A 20,615-nucleotide genomic window follows, 5' to 3' on the forward strand; every position below is an offset into this window, starting at 1 on the left:
GCTGGGCACCGCGAGCAGGCGTTTCAGCGATCCAGATCAATTGCGCGGCAAAGGATGTGGTCAATGTGTTGGTTTGAGTTTGCATGATATTTCCTCCAATTTGTCTCTCTTAATGCAGAGGGCGTGCCAGGATGGAAATAATTTTTTAAGCTATTGAAATGTATGGATAAAAAACTTATCGGGTGTGTTTTTTTGGTTGGTTTTGTTCAGCGTGATTTGCATTTTGCAAATCAGCCTAGTGGCGTTTTGCAAAATACAATTCATGTTGGGGTTATGGGTGGTAAGGGGAGAAGATATGACACTGAAAGTCGAAAAAAGCAGGTTCGGGCCGGACGGCGCTGCCGCCGCCCGAGCCTGGGATCGATACTTAGGCAGGGGCTACCTGGCGGTCGCGCACAGTCCAGATTTCCAGCATGGCAATCAAACTGGCGGCGCTATAGGCAGCAATCATCGCCAGAGCAACCGTTACTGCGCCCCAGCCAGCAGTGAAGGCAATCAGGCCGCTGAAGGCGAGCGTAAAGCCCAGCGCCAGTCGGCTTTCGATGGCAATACGGTCACTGGCCCGGTAGTAAACACTGGTAGCTTCAAACAACATGCGCGGCAGAGCCGACAGACAAAGCAGTGTTACCAGCATGGCTGCATCGCGCCATTGTTCGCCAAATACCACCGGTACATACCAGGGTGCGGTAAGCGCCTGTACCAGCAGCACTGGCGCAATAAAGGTCATACCCATTTTCAGACTATCGGCAAAGGTTGCAACCACATCCTGGCCGTCGCGCATGGCATCACACAACCGTGGGAACAGGGCGGTATTAAAGCCATTGGTGATTGACAGACTGATACCCAGGCCAGCATTGCGGGCAAACGCGTAAAGGCCGAAGGTGTCAGCGCTCAGTACGCGCCCCAGAATTAGAAGGTCTATCTGGTTGCGGCCGTTTTTCAATACTTCTGAGAACATGACATGGCGTGAGTACTCGCGCATGGTGCGGAAGTCTTCCCTAGAAAAATGCAGGGCTGGAAGCCAGCTCTTACGCAGGTTTAAGCCAACTACCCAAAGGACTGCTGCCGCAATTTTCGCGTAGACCACGCCCCAGACGCCGAAGCCGGCAATGACCAGTGCGGCGGAAATCAGATTGTCAGCACCGACGGTCATAGCCATCAGTAGACTGGTTTCTCGCATACGGCTGGCCCGTTGCAGCAGATTGAACTGCACCATGGCAAAGGGATAGATGAGGTGGGTGACGGCCAGTACAGTCAGCATCTCGGTAAGTACTGGCGAGCTGTAGAACTCACCGATCCAGCCCGCACCGAAAAACTGAATAGCAAACATGGTCAGTCCGATAAGCAGGTTTGCCCAAAACACGGAGCTGCAGATGGAGTTCAGCCTCTCGGACGAGGTCTTTACGATGAGGTTTCCGATCCCGTTGCTGGCGAGAATGCGCACGAGCTCGGCACTGGCGATAGCCAATGCTGCGAGGCCGTAGTCAGCCTGGGTAAGAAAGCGCGCCAGAATGAGTGTTGTGATCAGCCGGGAAACACGTACCACCAGCTCGCCCGCAGCCATCCAGCTAAAGTTCCGCATAAAGGGATTGGTCATTAGCTGCTGTATTTTTGTTTTCACGTTATCTCTCTCGTTTTTCCCACGTTGGTGGGTTTGGCCTGTGACCGTCTCTTTGCGGTCGTGATTGCAGGAATAAAAAGCAAGATAGATGCCAGAAAAAAAGGCTTATAAATCAATAGGCAGCTAATGGAGGGAGGATGCAATTTGCATAATGATTTGCAAATTGCATCTCGCCCTGATTATTGTAAAACAAAATGCTGTTGTCCTTCCTCGCGTTCCCAGAGGGAGTAGGTCGGTTCCAGGGTTTCGGTGTAATGCCAGCTCACAGCGATAAGGCGATCGACACCCTCTGGCAGCAGAATGCGATATTTGGCCGGGCCATTATTGGAGGTACGCAAAATGCAGCTGTCGTAGTTCACATCGTACCCCGTGTACTCGGTTTCAAACTCTGTACATACCGACAGGTAGCTACTGCTTCCAGCAGCACGATCGACAACAACGGACACGACGGCCTCTAGCTCGGGGTCTGACTCACTCTCGAGCCGCATTGTCGACGGCGCAATATCACTGTGCCATTCAGGCGCTGCGGCCGAGGTGTCGTGAACCTGTGAATGGATGGCGGTGGCTAAGGGGCTAGCGGCAACCCCGGTGGCTACGTTGTCACTGGATTCTCCTGTGCTGCCAACGGCTGTGAAGGCCAGTGCCAGAGGTAAAAATGCCAGATGGTGTCTTGGTGTCATGGCGACAACTCCATATTTTCGGTGGTAATGCCTTGCGCTTGCGTTTTTCCGTTTGGACGCAGGTCATCTCAAGGCGTTAAAAGGTTATTGAATCGCCCAGTATTGGTCCTGTTCGCCGGTACTTTGCCAAACCCGATAAATAGGAGCTGCGGGCTCGTCGAGCAGTAGTACAACAGCCAGAACTTGGTCTGCGTCTGCTGGTACCGCCATGGAGGTCGTCGTCGATGGAGCCATATTGGTTTGTATCAGACAGCTGTCGTAATCCACGTCGAACGCGCCGGGATTGGTTTCCACAAAGCCTGTACAAATAGAAAGGTAGGCCGTGTTGGCGGAGAAGGATTGGGCGCTGGCAGTGACTGTCAGGTTGTAGTCCTGTCCAAGGTCGTAGCCGGCTGGAACCATCAGTTCTGAGGTGGTCGCTGCCTCTGTTGGGACAGTGACAACGCTTGTGGTTTCTTCTGTCAGCGGTGCAACGGGAGCGGTATTCTGTTCTGCGGGTGTGGCGGCTTCCTCGCCACCGCCACCGCCACCGCCACCGCAAGCTGTTATCAGTAATGTGAGAGATGTAATCATTAGGTGTTGTTTGTTCATCGTCTTATCCTCTTACTTGCGAAAAGTATTCTTGGTCAGGGCGTTGGCTTTCTTGTACCAGCCTTTGCGGTTAGCGCCACCGCTGGTTACGTTTTCGTGGAATTGTGGGTAGGCCCATTTAATATCCATATACTCAACGGGATGATCCCAGTCGTACGGTATGTTCAGTGCCCAAGGCATGCCATTGGCATTGGCAAAGTATTCGCCTCGTCCGGGGTCAGATGCATCATCACCTCGGCCAAAGAAGTTCTGCTGGAAGGCTTCGGTGGGTGCCTTGTCCTTCAAGTGAATCTCGAAGCGGCGTCCCGGGGCTTCACCGAATACGTAGTTCCGTTTGAAGCCTTCGGTTGCGAATAGGAAGGGATCAAAGGGGAATGCGTCGATGTCGTCGGCTTTGATAGTCCCGATAACCGGGATGTCGAGCTGAAATTCCATCTGAATACCAGAGCCGCAGCCGTTTTCCGTGCGATAAAACTTACAGGCTTCGCCTGATGTTACGTAGTCATGAAGGTCACTGGCGATAATCGCTGTGGCATCGGCCCGCTCCGGTTCGATTGGCGAGTAAGGTTGCAGAATGCCGTTAACGGTCAGCGTAGAAGCCAGAATATTGATGGCATTAGTCGGAAGTCCGGGAATACGGAAGGCAAAGCCGTTGTGGTAGCTGGCACCCATGGCGGCGACATGCCCTTTGATGCGTATGCTCGCGATATTGTCGGCAACAGTGACGGTTTTAATGTTGTATTTGATTACAACGTCGTTCATGTCGTAGTCGCCAGCCAGTGGCCAGTTGTCTTCAAAGGCGAGTGTTGCGTTGCGCTTGGCGCCGGGATAGTAGGTTGTCAGCGTATCTGCCGCTTCCACTGTAACTTTATAGTCTTCTACCTCGCCGTCGGCCACGCCTCCGGTCGCAGTAACGTGATCGGGCGAGCTGAGACGCACACGCAACCAGGTTTCACCGAGCAGTGTTTCTTTGGGTGCCTTGAAGTGCAGCAGGTGCTTGCCGGCGTCGATGGATTTGTCACTGATAACATGCTCACCTTCGTCAAAGACTCCGTTTTGGTTCCAGTCACCCCAGATATTCAGTTCACCCTTGGCCGATGCTGTCACTTCGAAGTAGGTGTAGCGGTAAGGGGCAATGTTATTGATGAAGGCTACGCCGTCATTTTCTTCCGCAGCGACTGCGCCGCCCTCGAGGTAGGCGTCGGGTTCATAGTTGACACCCTCACCGAGAAACAGCGTGCCATCGCCGCGACCATGGCGCGCGCCATTGTTTCCAAAGCTCGTACCGTAGCTGTCTGGTGCACTGCCAAAGTCGGTGTCAGGGGTTTCACTCACATTCACCGGTGCGAATGGGCATCGTGCGCCGTCGTTGTTGTTTGACGACGGGCCATAGGAAAACAGCTCTGCCTTGGGCAGAAGTTGCTGGGTGTCAACGCGGTAGATATAGCCGTCACTATTATCGGCGACGTACAAATGGCCGTTGTTGTCAAAGTAGGTGCCGCCGAAATAGCCGTTCACACCGATGTTACCGATATTGGATACATCGCCGTTGCTCACGTTGATTTTCCAGAGCTCACCGTCTTTATCGACGGTATAAGCCATACCATCGTAGGGGTGAAAGGACAGATCAAATATGTCGAGTTCAAAAGCCTTCCCGGTGATAACCTGTGTCGCCTGCAGGTAGTCTGCAGCCTGTGGATCCAGGCTAATTCTGTACAGTCCTTCGTCGCTGCCTTTTCTATAAACATAGTAGGCATTTTCTGAAACGGCGATGTCGCCGGCGATAAAGTCCAGATCGGGAAGGTTCGCGGGGAACAGTATTTCAGTTCGGTAGTTGGCATCGATTTTTACGATGGCGCGCAGGTCATCGTTATAGGCGTACAGGTACTGGTCGTGCACGTTAAACGCTAGCGCATTGAGTTTCATATCAGTCCACTCAGCGGGGGCCGCCTGTTCATAAAAGCCTGTGGACAGCTGTATCGCGTACAGTTGGGCGTATTTGTCCTGAATAAGAAAGGCGGTGTCAGGGCAAGCTTCGAAGGGTGTCGCAAGTGTGGGTATTGCACCCGACAGGATCATGGCTCCGAGTAAATTGCGTGTTTTCATGGTCTTGGTCTCGATGTCTACGTGATAGATGTTTCCGTAGACAATGCACAGCTTATGCCATGTTTAAATTTCCTTTTTAAACAGTCAGTTAGAATTATTTTGGGGCGATTTGAAAGCTGGAGTGAGGGGCTTTTGCAAAGTGCATTTGCATTTTGCAAGTCATTTTGCCTTAGTTGGAGCCTGTAGTTCGGGAAAGTATTGGAGGGCGCTTGCTGTCAGGATAGGCAGTTGGCAGCTGATGGTTGCTCTGTTGTTTTCCAGCCTCTTCAACCGCCGCAACAGATTGGCCAGTTTGCTGGTAAGCATCGCTGGTAAGCGTTTGTGAGCCGGGGGTTGAAATTCAGCGCGCAAGGGACCGGCACTGTAGTGGCGAATAAAGTCCGGGAGATCGGCGGTGTGGTTGTTATTCCAGGCGGGAGGCAACTCCTGGAATCCAACCCAGTTACTTAAATAGTGAATCATGTGGCCATTTTCGCCCCAGCCCACGTCGTCTTCCACTGGTAGCTCGCGATTGATATTACCCAGTATCTGGCTGAGTTTTTCACGTGCAGGTGCTGTGTTGGTAAACAGCAGAACACCTGAGTTGATGCGGCCGCTATAGCCACGGGCAGCATACACGTGTTTGTCGGCTTTTATCAGGTTGGTGAGCGGCGGGGCGTGCTCCTGGATTCTGGCGTCGGCGTCGACGTAAAACACGTAATCATAGCCAGACTCGAGGGCCGCCAGCGCCAGGCTGAGTTTAAGCCAAGCGGTTTCCAGCCCCAGTGCGTTGATCAGTGGTCGGCTCACGCAAACATAGTGATAACCGCAGCGCTTGGCATAGCTGCGTTGACTATCGATCAATTCTCCATAGCGCCAGTGATAGCCATTGAGAGCGACCGTAAAAACGAGTGTTGTGGGCGCATGCGACGAGTTCATGTGCTCATCATTGACGATTATGAATATGTCAGCAAGCGACAGACCGATTTTTGCAGTCAAATGCAGTAAAATCGATTTTGTCGAAGTAAATGGTCACAGGATGAGTTTGATGTCGTCCCTTCAGGAACAGTTGTTGAAAGCCGGTATTGTCGATGAAAAGAAGGCAAAACAGGCCAAGAAAGAAAAGCGCAAAGCTGCCAAGCAAGCCAAAGGGCAGACCCAGGTTGACGAGAGCAAGGCTGCCGCGTTGCAAGCCCGTGCTGAAAAAGCCGAGCGTGACCGTGAACTAAATCGCCAGCGCCAAGCCGCTGCCGAGCGGAAGGCTGTTCAGGCACAGATTGATCAACTGATCACTACAAACAGCATTGATCGACGCGGGGGCGAGGTTGCCTATCAGTTTGTCGATAATAAAAAGATCAAAAAGCTGCTGGTCACAGATGCCATTCAGGCCCAGCTTACGCGTGGCCAGATAGCGATTGTTGCGTTGCAAGGACGCTATGAGTTAGTGCCTGCTGCCGTGGCAGAGAAAATCCGCCAGCGCGATGAATCACGAGTATTGGTGTTGCATGACCGCAGTGCCGAGAGTGCTGAAATGGTCGACGAAGATGATCCGTACGCCGACTACCAGATTCCGGACGATTTGATGTGGTAAGTGATTGTGCCTTGCTTAGCCCGGGGGCGAGTGCGGTAATTTGAGGCCTACGGCCGCAATCCGGTTGCCCTCTATGCGGCGAATTACTAACTGAAGGTGACCCAGGGCCACGGTGTCACCGACCACCGGACGACCGTGGAATCGCCGGAAAAGAAACTGCCCGACAGAGTCAGACGGGCTGAGGTTTCTGGTATCTAGGCCGTAGAACATGCGTAGCTCGCCCAGCGTGGTATCGGGTGAAATCACAAATTCTCCATAGAAAGAGGTTACAGCCTGACGTGTTACCTCGATATCTTCCTTAGGCGAGAACAACGTGCCCATGCTGGCGGTGTCTTCGCTGGCAAGGATCATCACATGATCGCCTTCCTCCAACCTCAAAATTTTAGAGTGTTTTTTCAGAACGCCATCACGGATTACACCGGCAGCCTGCGCCCCCTCGGTGAGCGGTAACTCAGCCAGCAGGGTGTTATTGGCACGGCAACCGGCGATCACCTCATACACATGAAGCACTTTGTCCAGCTCTGTTGGCAAAGCCACCTGAAAGTGTTTCGGGTCGGTAACCTGAACAGGGAGATTTACGCCAAGCCAACGTGCTACAGGGGCGATCGACCAGCCCTGAACAACCAGTGACACCAGAACAACAAAGAAAACCAGCTCAAACACCAGCTCTGTGCTATGTAATCCTGAAAGTGACGGGTACAGCGCAAGAATAATCGGCACCGCACCGCGCAGGCCACACCAGCTGATAAAGACCTGCTCACGCGTTGGGAAATGAAATGGCAGTAGCGACAGCGCAACGGCAATTGGGCGCGCAATGAAAATCAAAACAAGTGCAATTCCCAGCGCTGGAATGATTATGGGTGGCATATGGCTGGGGGTAATGAGAAGGCCAAGCATCAGGAACATGCCAATCTGGCTGAGCCAGGCGATACCGTCGTGAAAGCGGTGGATATCCTTGCTGAAGGGCAGGGCCGTATTACCCACAATTACGCCGAGCACATAGATCGCCAGGAACCCACTGCCGTTTAGTAAACTGGTGAGGCCGAATATACCAAGCCCACCGGCAAGGACACATAGTGGATACAGGGATGCGGGCAAGTCGATACGTTCGAGAAACAGGCAAAAGCCGCGCCCACCGAGAAAGCCCAGCAGCAAGCCGAGCCCCATTTGCTGAAGCAGCACCCACACAATACCAGTTGCTCCCGGCGCCTGATTGTGGGCGAGTACTTGTACCAGCGTTACCGTCAGAAAGATCGCCATCGGATCGTTGGTGCCGGATTCAATTTCCAGTGTCGCGCCGGTACGTTCTTTTAATTGCAATCCGGCTGAGCGCAGTAGCCCAAAGACCGCAGCGGCATCTGTTGAGCCAACAATGGCGCCAATCAAAAGCGAGTCGAGAATGGGGAGAGCCAGAATCAAGTGGGCTGCCAGCCCGGTAATACCCGCAGTGATCACCACGCCCAGCGTGGCCAGTGACAGCGCGGGGTTCAGACTGACTCGGAAAGCTTCACGGCGTGTGCCCAGACCGCCATCGAGAATGATAATGGCCAGTGCCAGGTTGCCCAATAGAAACGCGAGGCCGTAGTCGTTGAAAATAATCCCGCCGGGACCATCCTCGCCCGCCAGCATGCCCAACACCAGAAACACCAACAGAATCGGTGCGCCGAGCTTGCGTGACACTACGCTGGAAACAATACACAGCAAAGTGAGCAATGCGCCGATAAAAATGAACTGGTTGGATAGTTCGAGTGTCATCCGGTGTTTATTTCCAATGGATCGCTGCACTGCAAAAGCGCCCATCACACGTTCTTGACGCGCCACGCGTTGTTTACGTGGCGCGACGGGAAGCATGTGCGGCTTATTTTGCCAAACGAGTGATTAGGGTATCAGATCCAGCTCGCGCTGTATTTCCTCACGACTAGGCCTCAGCTGGGATTGGCCGCGTTGCAGGCGGCGCTTGCCCAGAACATACAGAAGCGGTGATGCGATCAGAGCTGAGGAACTGGTGCCAACTACGATACCAAACAGCATAGGCTGGGCAAAACTCGCCACCGCATGGCCGCCGGCTACCGCCATTGGCAGCAGTGCGATAAAGGTGGTGAACGACGTAAATACCGTGCGCGTCAGCGTGGCGGTGATACTTGTGTTAAGCAAGTTCAGCAGAGGCTGGTCAGGGGTAGCGCGAAAATTTTCCCGAATGCGATCAAACACAACCACTTTATCGTTAATGGAGTAACCGATTAGCGCCAGCAAAGCCGCCACCGCGGTCAGGTTAAACTCAATACCGAGCAAAGCGAAAAAGCCCAAGGTTTTGGTCAGATCTAAAGCGATAGTGATCGTTGCTGCAAGCGCAAAGTGCGATTCGAACCGCAACCACAAGTAAATCAACAAGCCGCCACTGGCCAGCACAATGGCAAGAATTGTGTCTTCGCCAAAATTGGCACTGATCTTGGGGCCTACCTGATCGACCCGGTCGATACTGGCCTCGGCGTGGGCGTCGCTAATCAAGGAGCGGATCAACTCAACCGTGTTAACAGAGTTCAATTCTGTATCACTGTCGCTGGTGCTTTGCACGGGCAGTCTTACCAGATAACGGTCACTGTCATCGCTGCCGCCGATGCCCTGAACCGCAGCCGATTCGATGCCGCCACGGGCGAGCAACTGGCGTAGTTCACCTTGGGATGAATTGGGCAGTTCCAGTTCAATGACAGTACCACCGCTGAAATCCACACCGTAGTTAAGGCCGAAGTGATTGCCTGGATTCAACACCAGGACAATGGCGGCCAGCGATAGCACAGCGGAGCCGATCAGTCCGGCTTTGCGACCCTTCATCACATTCAGTGGCTGTCGAGTAAGGCTGTCGAGCAGGTGTTCCTTGGGCAGCGGCAACGGTTTGCGCCGCCGCCGATTAATGACCAGCTGCATTATCTGGCGGGTGACAGCCACCGAGGTAAACAGTGAGGTCAGCAGGCCAATACCGATGGTCACTGCAAATCCCCGCACCGGTCCGCTACCAAACATGAACAGTAGGCTGACAGCGATCAGTGTGGTGAGGTTAGAGTCCAGAATGGTCGCGTAGGCGCGCTCAAAGCCCTCCTGTAAGGCAAGCTGAGCGGATTTGCCACGACGCGTTTCTTCGCGAATGCGTTCGTTGATCAGAATGTTGGCGTCGACCGCCATCCCGATGGTGAGAATCAGACCGGCAATGCCGGGCAGGGTGAGGGTGGCACCTAACACGCTGAGTACACCGAAGATTAGCACCACGTTAATGCCCAACGCAGCGCAGGCAATCAGGCCCCAGGCGCGGTAACTCCAGAGCATAAAGGCGACCACCAGCGCGGCGCCGAGCAGACCGGTTGCCAGTCCCATTACAATGGAGTCGCTGCCCAGATCCGGGCCTACGGTGCGCTCTTCAACCACATGCAGTTTGGCGGGCAGCGCACCCGCGCGCAGCATTAACGCCAGGTTACTGGCTTCGGGTACTGTGAAATTCCCGCTGATTTCGCCGTTGGCACCAATCGTTGTTCGGATCACCGGCGCTGTGAGCACCCGCTTATCCAGTACGATAGCCAGTGCGCGGCCAATATTGTCACCGGTCAATTCGCTAAACAGGCTGGCGCCCTGACGATCGAGACGGAAGTTGATGACCGGCAGCCCCGATTCCTGATTGAAACCTAGTCGCGCATCACTGATATGCTCGCCGCTGAGAACCTGTTCCCGCTCCAGCTGATAGCGCTCTCCGCGTTCGTCGGCCAGTTGTATGGTTTGGTTGTAGGGTTCGGTGCGCCCGTCGGCAACCCAGTGAAAAGACATCTTGGCGGTGGTGCCCAGCAGCTTGCGCACAGACTGCGGATTATCCACACCTGGCAATTGCACCAGTATGGCATCGCGACCTTGGCGCGTAATCGTGGGTTCTATAAGCCCGCTTTCATCCAGCCTCTTGCGCAGAATATCGAGACTGCGTTCGATAGCGTCGTCGAGTAGTTGCGTTTTGTACTCGCTGCTCAAACTAATGGTAATCCGAGTGCCGTCACTGCTTACGCGATACAGCGGTTCACTGCCAGGCTCGCGCAGGTTGGCTTTAATAACCTGTTGTACTGCGGGCGTGTCGGCATTGCTGCGGCTACTAACCACAATACCGTGCTCGGTCGAGTTCATGCTTTCGATGCGCAGTTTGTTTTCACGCAGGATGCGACGCAGCGATTCGGCCAATTGCTGATTGTGCTCGCTGAGCAGTTGGCGGTTGTCTATTTCCAGTAGCAGGTGGGAACCGCCGCGCAGGTCCAGACCCAGTTTAAAGGTAGTGTCGCGATACCAGCTGGGCAGCTGCTCGCCTACGCGTGCAGGTAACACGTTGGGCAGCGCGCAAAGCACGCCCAGCAGTACAACCAGGCTGTAAACTACAGCCCGCATGGGAGATGTTTTCATCGGTATTCCTCTGTCGGCCCGAGATGGCCGGTTAATTGATGGTATCTGTTACATCAATAGTGAGGAGGGCGGCGCGCGGGCAGCGGGACGCCAATGATGAAGCGCGCGGGCAGATTCAGTTGTTGAACTTGGAACAGCCTGCCCAGCGTGCAGTCGTGGTGAGGAATCGAATTCAGAGGCAGGTAGCGCCGGGAGGGAATCGCTATCGCCGGAGCACGAGGGCCGAGCGTCTGTAAAGCGGTGACACAGACTGTCGACCAGACCATCTATAGCCAGTAGCTGTGATTGGGTGTTGTGCTTTGAAAAGTCTGCCGCCGCATAGCCAACCAAACCCCAGCACAGCGCAAGCACTAGGCTGGTTATGCTTAATCGTTTCAGGGGGCTGGTCATGTGGGCTCACAAGCGAGATGAAAAACGGGGCGATTATAGCAGTGAAAGCGGCTAAAAGATTCTGTGATTTTTGCGCAGGTTTTCGCATCTAAAAGCACCTCCGCCAACCTGCGAAACTGTTGCGCCGCCAGTGGTTGAGGGCCCAGAGAATTGCTTCTCACTGGTTGGATGAGGGCATTGTGAAGGGATGGCTTAAAGCGCGATGTGGATGCGCTATTTCCCTCTTCTTCTGGGAGAGGTCCGGGGTTAGAGCGGTTCTACACGCCCACCACAAAACTCGCAATCGTTGTTGCACTGCCACCAAGATTCAATGTTTGGGCAATTCGCGCACCGTCTATTTGTGCGGCGCCGGCAGTACCCGTTACCTGTCGGCAGGCATCCGCCAGCATGCGAATGCCTGTGGCGCCTACGGGATGCCCTTGTCCCATCAACCCGCCAGCGGGGTTAATAGGGATTATACCTTCGCGGGTAATGCGACCGTCTTCAATAGCCTGCCAGCTCTCGCCCGGGCCGGTAATGCCGAAGTGATCAATGGCCATGTACTCGGTGATGGTGAAACAGTCGTGGGTTTCTATCACGTCGATCAAGCCGGTGTTGGGTAAGCCAGCGCGGTGCTGCGCATCGTAAATGGCTTTAGCCACATGGGGGAAAATCAGCGCTTCGTCAGCGCTCAGCGCGATTTTGTCGCTCTGGCGAATTGTTGCAGTGGTGTGACCCCAGCCAAGAATACGCGGCAGTTTTTCCGGATCAGCTCCCAGTGCTCTGGCCTTGTCGGCACTGACCAGTAAAACAGCCGCTGCGCCGTCGGTAAACCCGGCGCAATCGTTGCGGCGCAGCCTGCCTTCAACCAGCGGGTTGCGGCTATCATCTGCATCAAAGCTGCCATCGGCAAACTGCCAGTCGCGGGTTTGGGCGCGGGGATTGTCTTTGGCATTGCCAAAATTGATTTTGCCAATCTCGCGCATGGCCGCTTCGTTAAGGCCATAGCGACGCTCGTATTCAGCGGCGAGTCCCTCGAACATATAGGGCCAGCAGAAGGTGGCGGCTTCTGATTCTTCACCGGCGAGTGCGGCACAGGCCATATGTTTAGCGGCAACTTCACCGCTGAGGTGACGCTCTTGCTCTACACCCAACGCTAGCACGCAGTCGTAGCGGCCTGCTTCTATTTCGGCCATGGCTGCCAGTACTGCCATACTGCCGGAGGCGCAAGCGGCTTCATGGCGGGAAATGGGCAAGCCGTGAAGTGCCGGATCAACGGCGGCCAGCACGCCACCCAATTGGCCCTGGCCATTGGTCAGCTCGGCAATAAAATTGCCCACATGCGCGGATTGAATTGCAGATGCCGGTACGTTTGCCTTGGTCAACACTTCTTCCAAGGCGGCGGTCATGATCTCATGCAGGCCTTTGCCCTCACGGCCCCAATGGCGGGCAAAGTCGGTTTGCGACCAGCCTAGAATAAAGACGTCTTTGCTCATGTGGCATCCCTCGTTGGGGCAGGTGTTTACCAGCGGTAGGTAAATTGGGCTGCAATGCTGCGTGGCCGTTCTATAAAAGCATAATGGCCAATGGCGCCAAATACACTGTTAGCCAACGACATACTGTTGGCATAGGTAATAATGACCTCGTCCGTCAGGTTTTTGCCGATCAAGGCAAGCTCCCAGCCGGCCGCTTCATCGGCAATGGCCGCGCGCAGATTCAGCTTGTAGTACGCGTCCTGCAGCATGCGGGGGTCAAGATCCTGAGTGGGATTGTATTCACCTGAAAACACTACATCAAATGCGCCGCGCAGGGTCAGGCCGTTGCTGAGCGGATTGTCATAGCTCAGCGACAGGTTGCCGGAGTAATCGGCAACATACTGATTTGTGTTGCCGGTGAAATCGCACAGCCCGTCGTCTTCCGGATCGGTCTGTTGTTGGTAGCATTGACCATTTTCAAATTCGGTGAATTCAAAGTCGAGCCAGGCCAGTGCGCCGCTTAGGGTCAGGGTGTCGGTCAGTGCAAGGCGACCGTCCAATTCCACACCCATGGTGCGTGCGGCGCCGGCATTGCCCACATTAAAGCCCAGGGTGCCGTCAAATATGCTCACCTGAAGGTCATCGTACTGGGTGATAAATGCGGTGGCATTGAGATCGGCACGACCGTGCCAGAGGGTGCTCTTGCTGCCAATCTCCATGTTTATGGCTTCTTCCTCCTCAAACTCGAAAGAGCCGAGAAATTGCTCGCTGGGATCGTCGCCGTAGTTGGGGTTGTGGGGTGCGGGATCGTCTGCCGCCGGCGACTGGTTGGAGCGAGCATCAAAACCTCCGGATTTAAAACCCTGACTCAGGGTGGCGAACAGCATGGTGCTGTCGCTGGGTTCATATTGCAGCGTGATAAGTGGCGACACGTTAGTTGAGGTACGGCTGCCGGTCAGATCCTGTTCTTCAACAGACAGTACTTTCGCCAGCACTGTGCGTACCTCTTGGGGGTCGAGGGTCTGGCTGCCGTCGTTGGTCAGCTTGATAGAGCGACTGCCCTCTTTGGTCTCATACGATAAACGCGCGCCCAGCGTGGTGCGCAGCGCATGACTCCAGTGCCAGGTGCCCTGAAAGAATACCGACCACAATTCGGTGTCGGTGGTGAAAACACGTGGTGTGCGCAAGCCGCGCAGGTGTTCACCTGCATCGCCCACGCCCGCAACGCCGCCGAACACATCGCCATCAATGGGTCGGTCGCCAAGGTCACCAGCGGCAGCGGCATCAGCCACATTCAGCAGCTCCGGTAGTATGGAGCTGTCGATACGCACCGCATCGAAATAATCCAGCTCGCTTTTCTGAAAGTAGGCCCCGGCGATATATTCAAAGTCGTCACCGACAGGAGAAACCCAGCGGAATTCCTGGCTGAACTGTTGGTATTCTTCCTGCAACAGTGCATCAAAAACTTCGGCGCCGGTAAAATCCACATCGGCCACTTCTTCAAACTCGTAAGCCATTACACCGGTAATAAAGGTCAGGATATGGCCGTCGAGATCGTAATCGGCCTTGATGGTCAGATTGCGGGTATCGTTGTGGCTGTAGTCGCCATTTGAAGAGCGCTTATAGTCCTGATAGTTATTGAGCACGGAATCATCGGCGTTGATATTCAGTGCGCCAGGCACTTGTGTATTGTTAAGAATCTGCGCGTAGGTTCGTCCCGCAAACAGCGGATTGGTTGAATTGGAGGGTACATCGGTGACCACTTCCACTTGGCGCCCGGTCACATCAAATTTGCCCGCTTCCAGTTTGGTCAGAATCTGCAAGCGGTCGGAAAAGGCCCAGTCGATCAACAACCGCGCCGTGACCTCATCGCGAGCTGGCTCATCGCGGTCTAGCGTCAGGTTTTCGATATAGCCATCCATCTGTCGGTAGCGACCGGCGAAACGCATACCCACGGTGTCGCTGATGGGCCCGGATAGAATCAGATCAGCCACCTCCTCTGCGTGCTCAGGTTCGTAAAGCAACGATATTACGCCTTCACTGTCTTCTGCGGGGCGACGCGAGTGAAGGCTAATGGCGCCGGCAATGCTGTTTTTGCCGTACAGAATATTCTGCGGTCCGCGCAGTACTTCCACACGCTCCAGATCAAGAAACGGCGCACGTGACAGTTGGGCGCGACCATAGTAAATACCGTCAAAATACATGCCCACGGATTGCTCAAAGCCCTGATTGATGCCGCTGCCCAAACCACGAATATAGATATTGGTCCCGATGCCGGTTTCCGACATGGTGAAGTTGGGGATGTAGGCCTGCAGGTTTTCTATTTTATCAATACCTGCTTCAAGCAGTTTGTCGCCGCCCATGGCACTCACCGATACCGGTACGTCCTGTAAGCTTTGAGAGCGCAACTGAGCAGTTACGATCACTTCTTCCAGAACAGGGGAGCTGGCTTGTGCGAGTGTATTGCCCAGTACGGCGAATGTTGCCGTGATGAAGGAGCATTTTAGCTTGCGTCGGTTCATTATTTTTTTCCTCCGCGTAGTTCTAACTACGCCGATAACTGCTGTTTCAATTCTTCCACAATTTCCGCTATCGACTGCAGGCGCTTGACCGGCCCCACCGACTGGCCCGCCGCCCAGATATCTTTCCAGCGTTTGGCATCTACACTGGCGCTGACATCCATCTTTGCTTTCTCGGGCATATTGGTTGGATCAAGCCCCGCCTGCAGAAGTGATTCACGCAACCAGTTGGCGGCCACGCCGGTAATGGCGTCGGAGCAGACAATGTCGTCTACGCCGCTGTCGATCACCATTTGTTTGTAGCCGTCGGCGGCCATGCTTTCGCGGCTCGCCAGAAAGCGGGTGCCCAGATAGGCAAGGTCGGCCCCCAGCGCCTGAACTGCACGAATACCGCGCCCGGTAGCAATACCGCCGCCCAGAATCAACGGGCCATCCCAGAATTCGCGCACCGAATCTACAAACGCAAACGGACTGAGCGGCCCGGTATGACCACCCGCGCCAGAGCAAACCAGCACCAGGCCATCTGCACCGGCATCCACGGCCTTGCGTGCAAAGGAGGGACTGATCACATCTGCAAACACGAGTGAACCGGCCGCATGGGCCTGCTCGATAATATGGGTCGGACTGCCGAGCGCGGTAACGATAAGGTCGGGCTGGTATTCCAGCAACAATTCAAGATCTGCATCGCGCCGTTGAAACGTAGGGTGCACAATCAGGTTGGCCGCCCAGGGTTTGTTCTGACAGCCTGCTTTTATTGTGTCGAGCCAGTCTTTCAGCTGCTCACTGGTACGAGCGTTCTGGGTGGGAAAGGAACCTAGAATGCCGGCGTTAGCGGCAGCGATAACCATCTCAGGCCCGGATATCAGAAACATCGGCGCCTGTACAACAGGTAATGTGAGGCGCGAACACAGGGTCTCAAAGCGTGATTCGCTCATCAGACGGCGGTCTCCAGTTTTTTTGCCAGTTCGTGGCGCAGTACTTTGTTTAGTGGATTGCGGGGCAAGGCCTCAATGGCCAACACTTTTTCCGGCCATTTGAATTTGGCCAGTCCACACTCCTGCAGATAGGAGGCGAGGTCGTCGACCGAGACAGCCGTTTCACTCACCACAAAGGCGGCAATACGTTGACCCAAATGTTCGTCGGGATAGGGCGCAACGGCTGCTTCCTGAATGGCTGGATGGCCCGCCAGCAGTTGATCGATCTCTTCGGGAGATATCTTCATGCCGCCGCGCACAATCAGATCTTTGCGCCGGCCCACAAAGCGGTAATAGGCATTTTTTTCACCGGCAATCTCAAACAGGTCGCCGGTGCGAAAGAAGCCGTCTTTGTCGAATACTTCACGGTTGGTCTCTGCACTGCGCCAGTAACCTTCAAACACCGTATCGCCGCGAATGACCAGTTCGCCGACTTTACCGGGTTGTTCAATCACTTCACCTGTTTCAACATCCAGCAGCCTTGTATGAAACACCTTGGCTATGCGGTTGTGCCATTGCAAGTCTGGCGCGCCAAAGCGTGGGAACAGGCTGGCTCGTGCTTCAGGCTCTGGAACATCTCGGGCGTCAGATACCAGGCAACAGCCTTCGTTAGAACCAAACATGTTCACTACATCAACGCCGAGCTTTTCTTTGAAGCCAGAAATCATCGATGGTGCCAGCGGTGCACTACCAGAGCCAATAACGCGCAGGCTGGAGAGATCGCGGCTGTTCATCAATTCCGGTTTGGCCAGCAGCAACGACAACAGCGCGGGTGGTGCCACGGTATACAGCGCTTTCTCTTCTTCTATCTGTTGCAGAAAAACGGGTAGGTCAAGTGGGTGGTGTAATGCCAGCTTGCCGTGAACGGACAGCCAGTACACAAGGAAGACACTGATGGCTGCCATATTCACCATGGGAAAGGGCGCTACCATTGCCGCCCCCTTGGGCAGGGCGGTGGCGTCTTCAAAGGCCGGAATCATGGCCAGCCAGTGACGGTGACGGCGTGGCACGCCCTTGGGTAGGCCGGTGGTGCCGGAGGTCCAGCACAGGGTAAACAGAGCGTCACCGTCCGGAATGGCCACCTCTTCCAAATCGCGTGCAGCAGTTTGAAGTGCTGGCCACGCTGCATCCTTTGCGTCGACGGAGAATCGCAGAGTGCTCTTGGGAATCAGACCGTCAAACTGGACCAGTGGATTGTGCTCCTTGAACCTGCCACAACTGATCACCGCGCGGGGGTGGGTATTGTCGATAATCATCCGCAATTCGTGAGATTGGTACTGCATGGGCGCAGGCGACAGGATAAGCCCAAGCCGGGCCGCCACCAGATACATCAACGGCAGCTCTACAATATTGGGCAGTTGCACAACCACAACGTCACCGGCGCGCAGACCAGCGCTGTGCAGTTGCCCGGCAATGCCCAGTGCAGTTTGCTCGACTTCGGCAAAGCTCAGGCGACGCGGGTTGCTGCCGCACAGGTCGTGCCGGTTTGGCGGATCAAGTAGTGCTTCCTGCTCTGGCGCGGCGGCAACAGCGCGCTGAAACAGGTGCCAGAGTGAGGTGTCCTCGGCCATGATGTTTGGTCTCCCTGCTTGACAGGTGTTATGTAAGTTCTACAATGAAATCTTACGCTTGCATTACAGAACCTGTCAACTGAGCTTAGTGAAAGCACCGGAGAATGTCATGAGCGCGGTCAAACCTCTGCACGAATCGTCGTCGAACCCAAATAATAAAAATCCATATCTGCACGGTCTTTATGCGCCCGTCGGGGAGGAAAGCACCTGCGTTGAGCTGAAGGTAACAGGTGAGATCCCAACAGACCTCTGTGGCAGTTACTTGCGCAACGGTCCCAACCCTTTGCAGACACCGGTTGGCATGCATCACTGGTTTGATGGCGATGGGATGATGCACGGCGTGTATCTGGAAAATGGCAAAGCGGAATACCGCAACCGTTATGTGAAATCCGAGGATTTTATCGACGATTCAAATGGTCAGTGTCTGGTGGGCGGGGTGATGGAGCCCGCCACCATGAAACGCGAACCCAAGGTATACAAAGACACAGCCAATACCGACGTCATTCTGCATAACGGTGAGCTGATGGCACTGTGGTACATCAGTGGCAATCCGGTGCGGCTAGACCCACGAACACTTGATACCCTGCGCGAAGAAAATTTTGGCGGCACCTTGCCACGTCATGTCTCGGCCCACTCCAAAACTGACCCACGCACCGGCGAATTTCTGTTTTTTGATTACGCGCTTTATGAGCCGTGGATGAGCTGCGGTGTGGTGAATTCCGACAATGAGCTGACCGGCTTTCAGACTGTAGAGTTGCCAGGGCCGCGTCTGCCCCACGATATGGCCTTCACCCAGAATTATTTTGTGCTGCATGATCTACCGGTGGTGTTCACCGAGCAGGCGCTGAAGCAGCACCAGTGGTCCATAGAAATAGCGAATCAGCCCACACGGTTTGGGGTAGTGCCGCGCAACTGCAAGGGAGAGGTGAAGTGGTTTGAAACCGACCCCTGCTATATCTATCACGTGATCAACGCGTGGGAAGAGGGCGACGAGATTGTCATGCTGGGTTGCAAGATGGTGCCCAATGTCCATGTAAATGGTGCAGCCTACGGGCCATACCGCGCCATGGTAGAGGTGTTGGCTTTAAACGCTGTGCCTAGCGAATGGCGCATGAATCTTAAAACCGGCAAATGCACGACCCACGATCTCGATGATGCCATCGGTGAGTTTCCCAGCATCAACTTAGATGTTAGTGGTCAGCAGAATCGCTATGCCTATGTGCAGGCCATAGCCAAAACCGATACCCTGAAGTTCGAAGGCTTCTATCGTTACGATTTCAAACAAGGCAGCAAAACGGCCTACTTTTACGAGCCGGGTATGTGCGGCTCGGAAGTGGCCTTTGCACCGCGTATTGGTGCAACCGAAGAAGACGACGGGTATGTGGTTGGCCTGTGTAGCCACGAAGGTACGGGTGAATCCGAATTTCGCATTTGGGATGCCCGGGCCATCGACAAAGGCCCGCTGGCACGGGTGCATCTGCCGGTGCGGGTACCCGCCGGTTTTCACGCCACTTGGGCCGATGCCCGCGACTGGTAGGGAGTCAATAGATTGATGGAAGCCTATCTGATCGATTGCCTGCGCACACCGCGCACTAAAGCGCGAGAAGGCGGTAGCTTGTCTACGTTGCCTCCGGCCAAACTGGTTGCCTCAGTCACAGCACAGCTGAAACAGCCCCTCGACGGTGTAGGTGCAATGATGCTCGGCTGTGTTGGACAAATTGGCGCGCAGGGGGGCAACGTTGCCCTGCAAAGTAAATTGCACTCTCGTTTGCCGGAAAGCTGTACCGCCATGACCCTGAACCATTTCTGCGCCTCGGGTCTGAGCAGTATTGGTCTGGCCGCCAATGCCTGTGCCTTGGGTCAGTATCAGCAGGTGCTGGCCGGTGGGGTGGAGTGTATGTCGCAGGTGGCTTTTATGGCGGACAAAGCCCACTACTATCAAGATGCCGAGTTGGCGGTGGATGAACGCTATATCCCCGTGGCGCTGTCTGCCGATATTCTGGCCACCAGAGAAAACGTGTCTCGCGATGAGCTCAATGCCGTTACCCTGCGCTCGCATCAGCGTGCCGCAGCGGGTGAGCGTTATCAAACATCGCGCATCAAGGTACACGACGCCAGCGGCGCGGTACTGGCAGAACAGGATGAATGTATACGCACGCAAACAACGGCAGACAGTTTGGCTGCCATGCCGCCCGGCTTTGAGGTCATGGCTAAGCCCTACCAGTCGATATTGGACGAGCGCGAGATCGATTATCGACACAGCTTTGCCAACGCACCGCCGATGGTCGATGGCGCCGCGGTGGGTTTGATTGCCGGCGCGGAAGGCAAATCACAGGCGCGAGCGCGCATTCTTGGCTGGCTGGATGCAGCGGCCAGCCCCGCAGACTCGCTGACCGGTGGCATGGCGGCGATGGACACCTTGTTAGCGCAGCTGGGGGTATCCCTAAACGATGTAGACCGTATTGAGTTTATGGAGGCCTTTGCGGTGGTGCCGGTGTTGTTTGAACGTCGCTACGGCATTAACCCCGACAAGATCAACGTATGCGGCGGGCATTTAGCCAAGGGGCATCCGATGGGCGCTACCGGAGCGGTATTGCTGTCAACACTTTGTGATGTGTTGGAACAGGATGATTGTAGCCTGGGCCTGGTGGTAGCAACCGGCGCCGGCGGCGTTGGCTCGGCAATGCTAGTGGAGCGATTGAAGTGAGTGC

Annotated in this window: 14 protein-coding genes; 3 read left to right on the forward strand and 11 right to left on the reverse strand. The window is 54.9% G+C overall.

The window, feature by feature from the left end; translation table 11 throughout:
• Positions 1–367 precede the first annotated feature (367 nt).
• From AC222A_RS06330 to AC222A_RS06350, 5 genes are all read right to left on the reverse strand, one after another.
• Positions 368–1,621, reverse strand: coding sequence for an oligosaccharide flippase family protein (locus AC222A_RS06330; protein WP_372747325.1), 1,254 nt, complete (start codon positions 1,619–1,621; stop codon positions 368–370).
• 179 nt (positions 1,622–1,800) lie between these two features.
• On the reverse strand, positions 1,801–2,301 hold the full coding sequence (locus AC222A_RS06335; protein WP_372747326.1) for a hypothetical protein: 501 nt from the start codon (positions 2,299–2,301) through the stop codon (positions 1,801–1,803).
• 84 nt (positions 2,302–2,385) lie between these two features.
• Positions 2,386–2,892 (reverse strand): hypothetical protein, encoded by a 507-nt coding sequence (locus AC222A_RS06340; protein WP_372747327.1) that lies wholly within the window; start codon positions 2,890–2,892, stop codon positions 2,386–2,388.
• Between the two features lie 12 nt (positions 2,893–2,904).
• Positions 2,905–4,998, reverse strand: a complete 2,094-nt coding sequence (locus AC222A_RS06345; RefSeq protein WP_372747328.1) for an LruC domain-containing protein — start codon at positions 4,996–4,998, stop codon at positions 2,905–2,907.
• Between the two features lie 159 nt (positions 4,999–5,157).
• Complete coding sequence (locus AC222A_RS06350; RefSeq protein ID WP_372747329.1) at positions 5,158–5,916, reverse strand: hypothetical protein; 759 nt, start codon at positions 5,914–5,916, stop codon at positions 5,158–5,160.
• Between the two features lie 109 nt (positions 5,917–6,025).
• Here AC222A_RS06350 and AC222A_RS06355 point away from each other — a divergent pair, with 109 nt between their 5' ends.
• Positions 6,026–6,568 carry a DUF2058 domain-containing protein gene (locus AC222A_RS06355; protein ID WP_372747330.1) on the forward strand — a complete coding sequence of 181 codons (543 nt, stop codon included), beginning with the start codon at positions 6,026–6,028 and terminating at the stop codon, positions 6,566–6,568.
• Positions 6,569–6,583: 15 nt separating this feature from the next.
• Here AC222A_RS06355 and AC222A_RS06360 read toward each other — a convergent pair whose 3' ends face one another.
• The 6 genes from AC222A_RS06360 to AC222A_RS06385 all read right to left on the reverse strand — a co-directional run bounded on the left by AC222A_RS06360 (position 6,584) and on the right by AC222A_RS06385 (position 17,904).
• Positions 6,584–8,323 (reverse strand): potassium/proton antiporter, encoded by a 1,740-nt coding sequence (locus AC222A_RS06360; RefSeq protein WP_486774755.1) that lies wholly within the window; start codon positions 8,321–8,323, stop codon positions 6,584–6,586.
• Between the two features lie 123 nt (positions 8,324–8,446).
• Positions 8,447–10,996: a protein translocase subunit SecD gene (secD, locus tag AC222A_RS06365; RefSeq protein WP_372758252.1), complete on the reverse strand. Its 2,550-nt coding sequence runs from the start codon at positions 10,994–10,996 to the stop codon at positions 8,447–8,449.
• 647 nt (positions 10,997–11,643) lie between these two features.
• Positions 11,644–12,861, reverse strand: a complete 1,218-nt coding sequence (locus AC222A_RS06370; RefSeq protein WP_372747333.1) for an acetyl-CoA acetyltransferase — start codon at positions 12,859–12,861, stop codon at positions 11,644–11,646.
• Positions 12,862–12,887: 26 nt separating this feature from the next.
• Complete coding sequence (locus tag AC222A_RS06375; RefSeq protein ID WP_486774756.1) at positions 12,888–15,362, reverse strand: TonB-dependent receptor; 2,475 nt, start codon at positions 15,360–15,362, stop codon at positions 12,888–12,890.
• Positions 15,363–15,388: 26 nt separating this feature from the next.
• Positions 15,389–16,294 carry an NAD(P)H-dependent flavin oxidoreductase gene (locus tag AC222A_RS06380; protein WP_372747335.1) on the reverse strand — a complete coding sequence of 302 codons (906 nt, stop codon included), beginning with the start codon at positions 16,292–16,294 and terminating at the stop codon, positions 15,389–15,391.
• On the reverse strand, positions 16,294–17,904 hold the full coding sequence (locus tag AC222A_RS06385) for a class I adenylate-forming enzyme family protein (RefSeq protein ID WP_486774757.1): 1,611 nt from the start codon (positions 17,902–17,904) through the stop codon (positions 16,294–16,296). The genes AC222A_RS06380 and AC222A_RS06385 overlap by 1 nt, the downstream gene beginning before the upstream one ends.
• A 109-nt stretch (positions 17,905–18,013) precedes the next feature.
• Here AC222A_RS06385 and AC222A_RS06390 point away from each other — a divergent pair, with 109 nt between their 5' ends.
• Together AC222A_RS06390 and AC222A_RS06395 are read left to right on the forward strand one after the other, a co-directional pair.
• Positions 18,014–19,441, forward strand: coding sequence for a carotenoid oxygenase family protein (locus tag AC222A_RS06390; RefSeq protein WP_486774758.1), 1,428 nt, complete (start codon positions 18,014–18,016; stop codon positions 19,439–19,441).
• A gap of 15 nt (positions 19,442–19,456) precedes the next feature.
• Positions 19,457–20,611, forward strand: coding sequence for a thiolase family protein (locus tag AC222A_RS06395; RefSeq protein WP_372758348.1), 1,155 nt, complete (start codon positions 19,457–19,459; stop codon positions 20,609–20,611).
• Positions 20,612–20,615: the final 4 nt, after the last annotated feature.

The sequence above is a fragment of the Litorivivens sp. genome (assembly GCF_057445395.1).

Excerpts from the sequence above, each read along its gene's own strand:
- AC222A_RS06335 (WP_372747326.1), bottom strand. The coding sequence starts at position 2,301 with ATGACACCAAGACACCATCTGGCATTTTTACCTCTGGCACTGGCCTTC.
- AC222A_RS06340 (WP_372747327.1), bottom strand. The coding sequence starts at position 2,892 with ATGAACAAACAACACCTAATGATTACATCTCTCACATTACTGATAACA.
- AC222A_RS06345 (WP_372747328.1), bottom strand. The coding sequence starts at position 4,998 with ATGAAAACACGCAATTTACTCGGAGCCATGATCCTGTCGGGTGCAATA.
- AC222A_RS06350 (WP_372747329.1), bottom strand. The coding sequence starts at position 5,916 with ATGAACTCGTCGCATGCGCCCACAACACTCGTTTTTACGGTCGCTCTC.
- AC222A_RS06355 (WP_372747330.1), top strand. The coding sequence starts at position 6,026 with ATGTCGTCCCTTCAGGAACAGTTGTTGAAAGCCGGTATTGTCGATGAA.
- AC222A_RS06360 (WP_486774755.1), bottom strand. The coding sequence starts at position 8,323 with ATGACACTCGAACTATCCAACCAGTTCATTTTTATCGGCGCATTGCTC.
- secD (WP_372758252.1), bottom strand. The coding sequence starts at position 10,996 with ATGAAAACATCTCCCATGCGGGCTGTAGTTTACAGCCTGGTTGTACTG.
- AC222A_RS06370 (WP_372747333.1), bottom strand. The coding sequence starts at position 12,861 with ATGAGCAAAGACGTCTTTATTCTAGGCTGGTCGCAAACCGACTTTGCC.
- AC222A_RS06375 (WP_486774756.1), bottom strand. The coding sequence starts at position 15,362 with ATGAACCGACGCAAGCTAAAATGCTCCTTCATCACGGCAACATTCGCC.
- AC222A_RS06380 (WP_372747335.1), bottom strand. The coding sequence starts at position 16,294 with ATGAGCGAATCACGCTTTGAGACCCTGTGTTCGCGCCTCACATTACCT.
- AC222A_RS06385 (WP_486774757.1), bottom strand. The coding sequence starts at position 17,904 with ATGGCCGAGGACACCTCACTCTGGCACCTGTTTCAGCGCGCTGTTGCC.
- AC222A_RS06390 (WP_486774758.1), top strand. The coding sequence starts at position 18,014 with ATGAGCGCGGTCAAACCTCTGCACGAATCGTCGTCGAACCCAAATAAT.
- AC222A_RS06395 (WP_372758348.1), top strand. The coding sequence starts at position 19,457 with ATGGAAGCCTATCTGATCGATTGCCTGCGCACACCGCGCACTAAAGCG.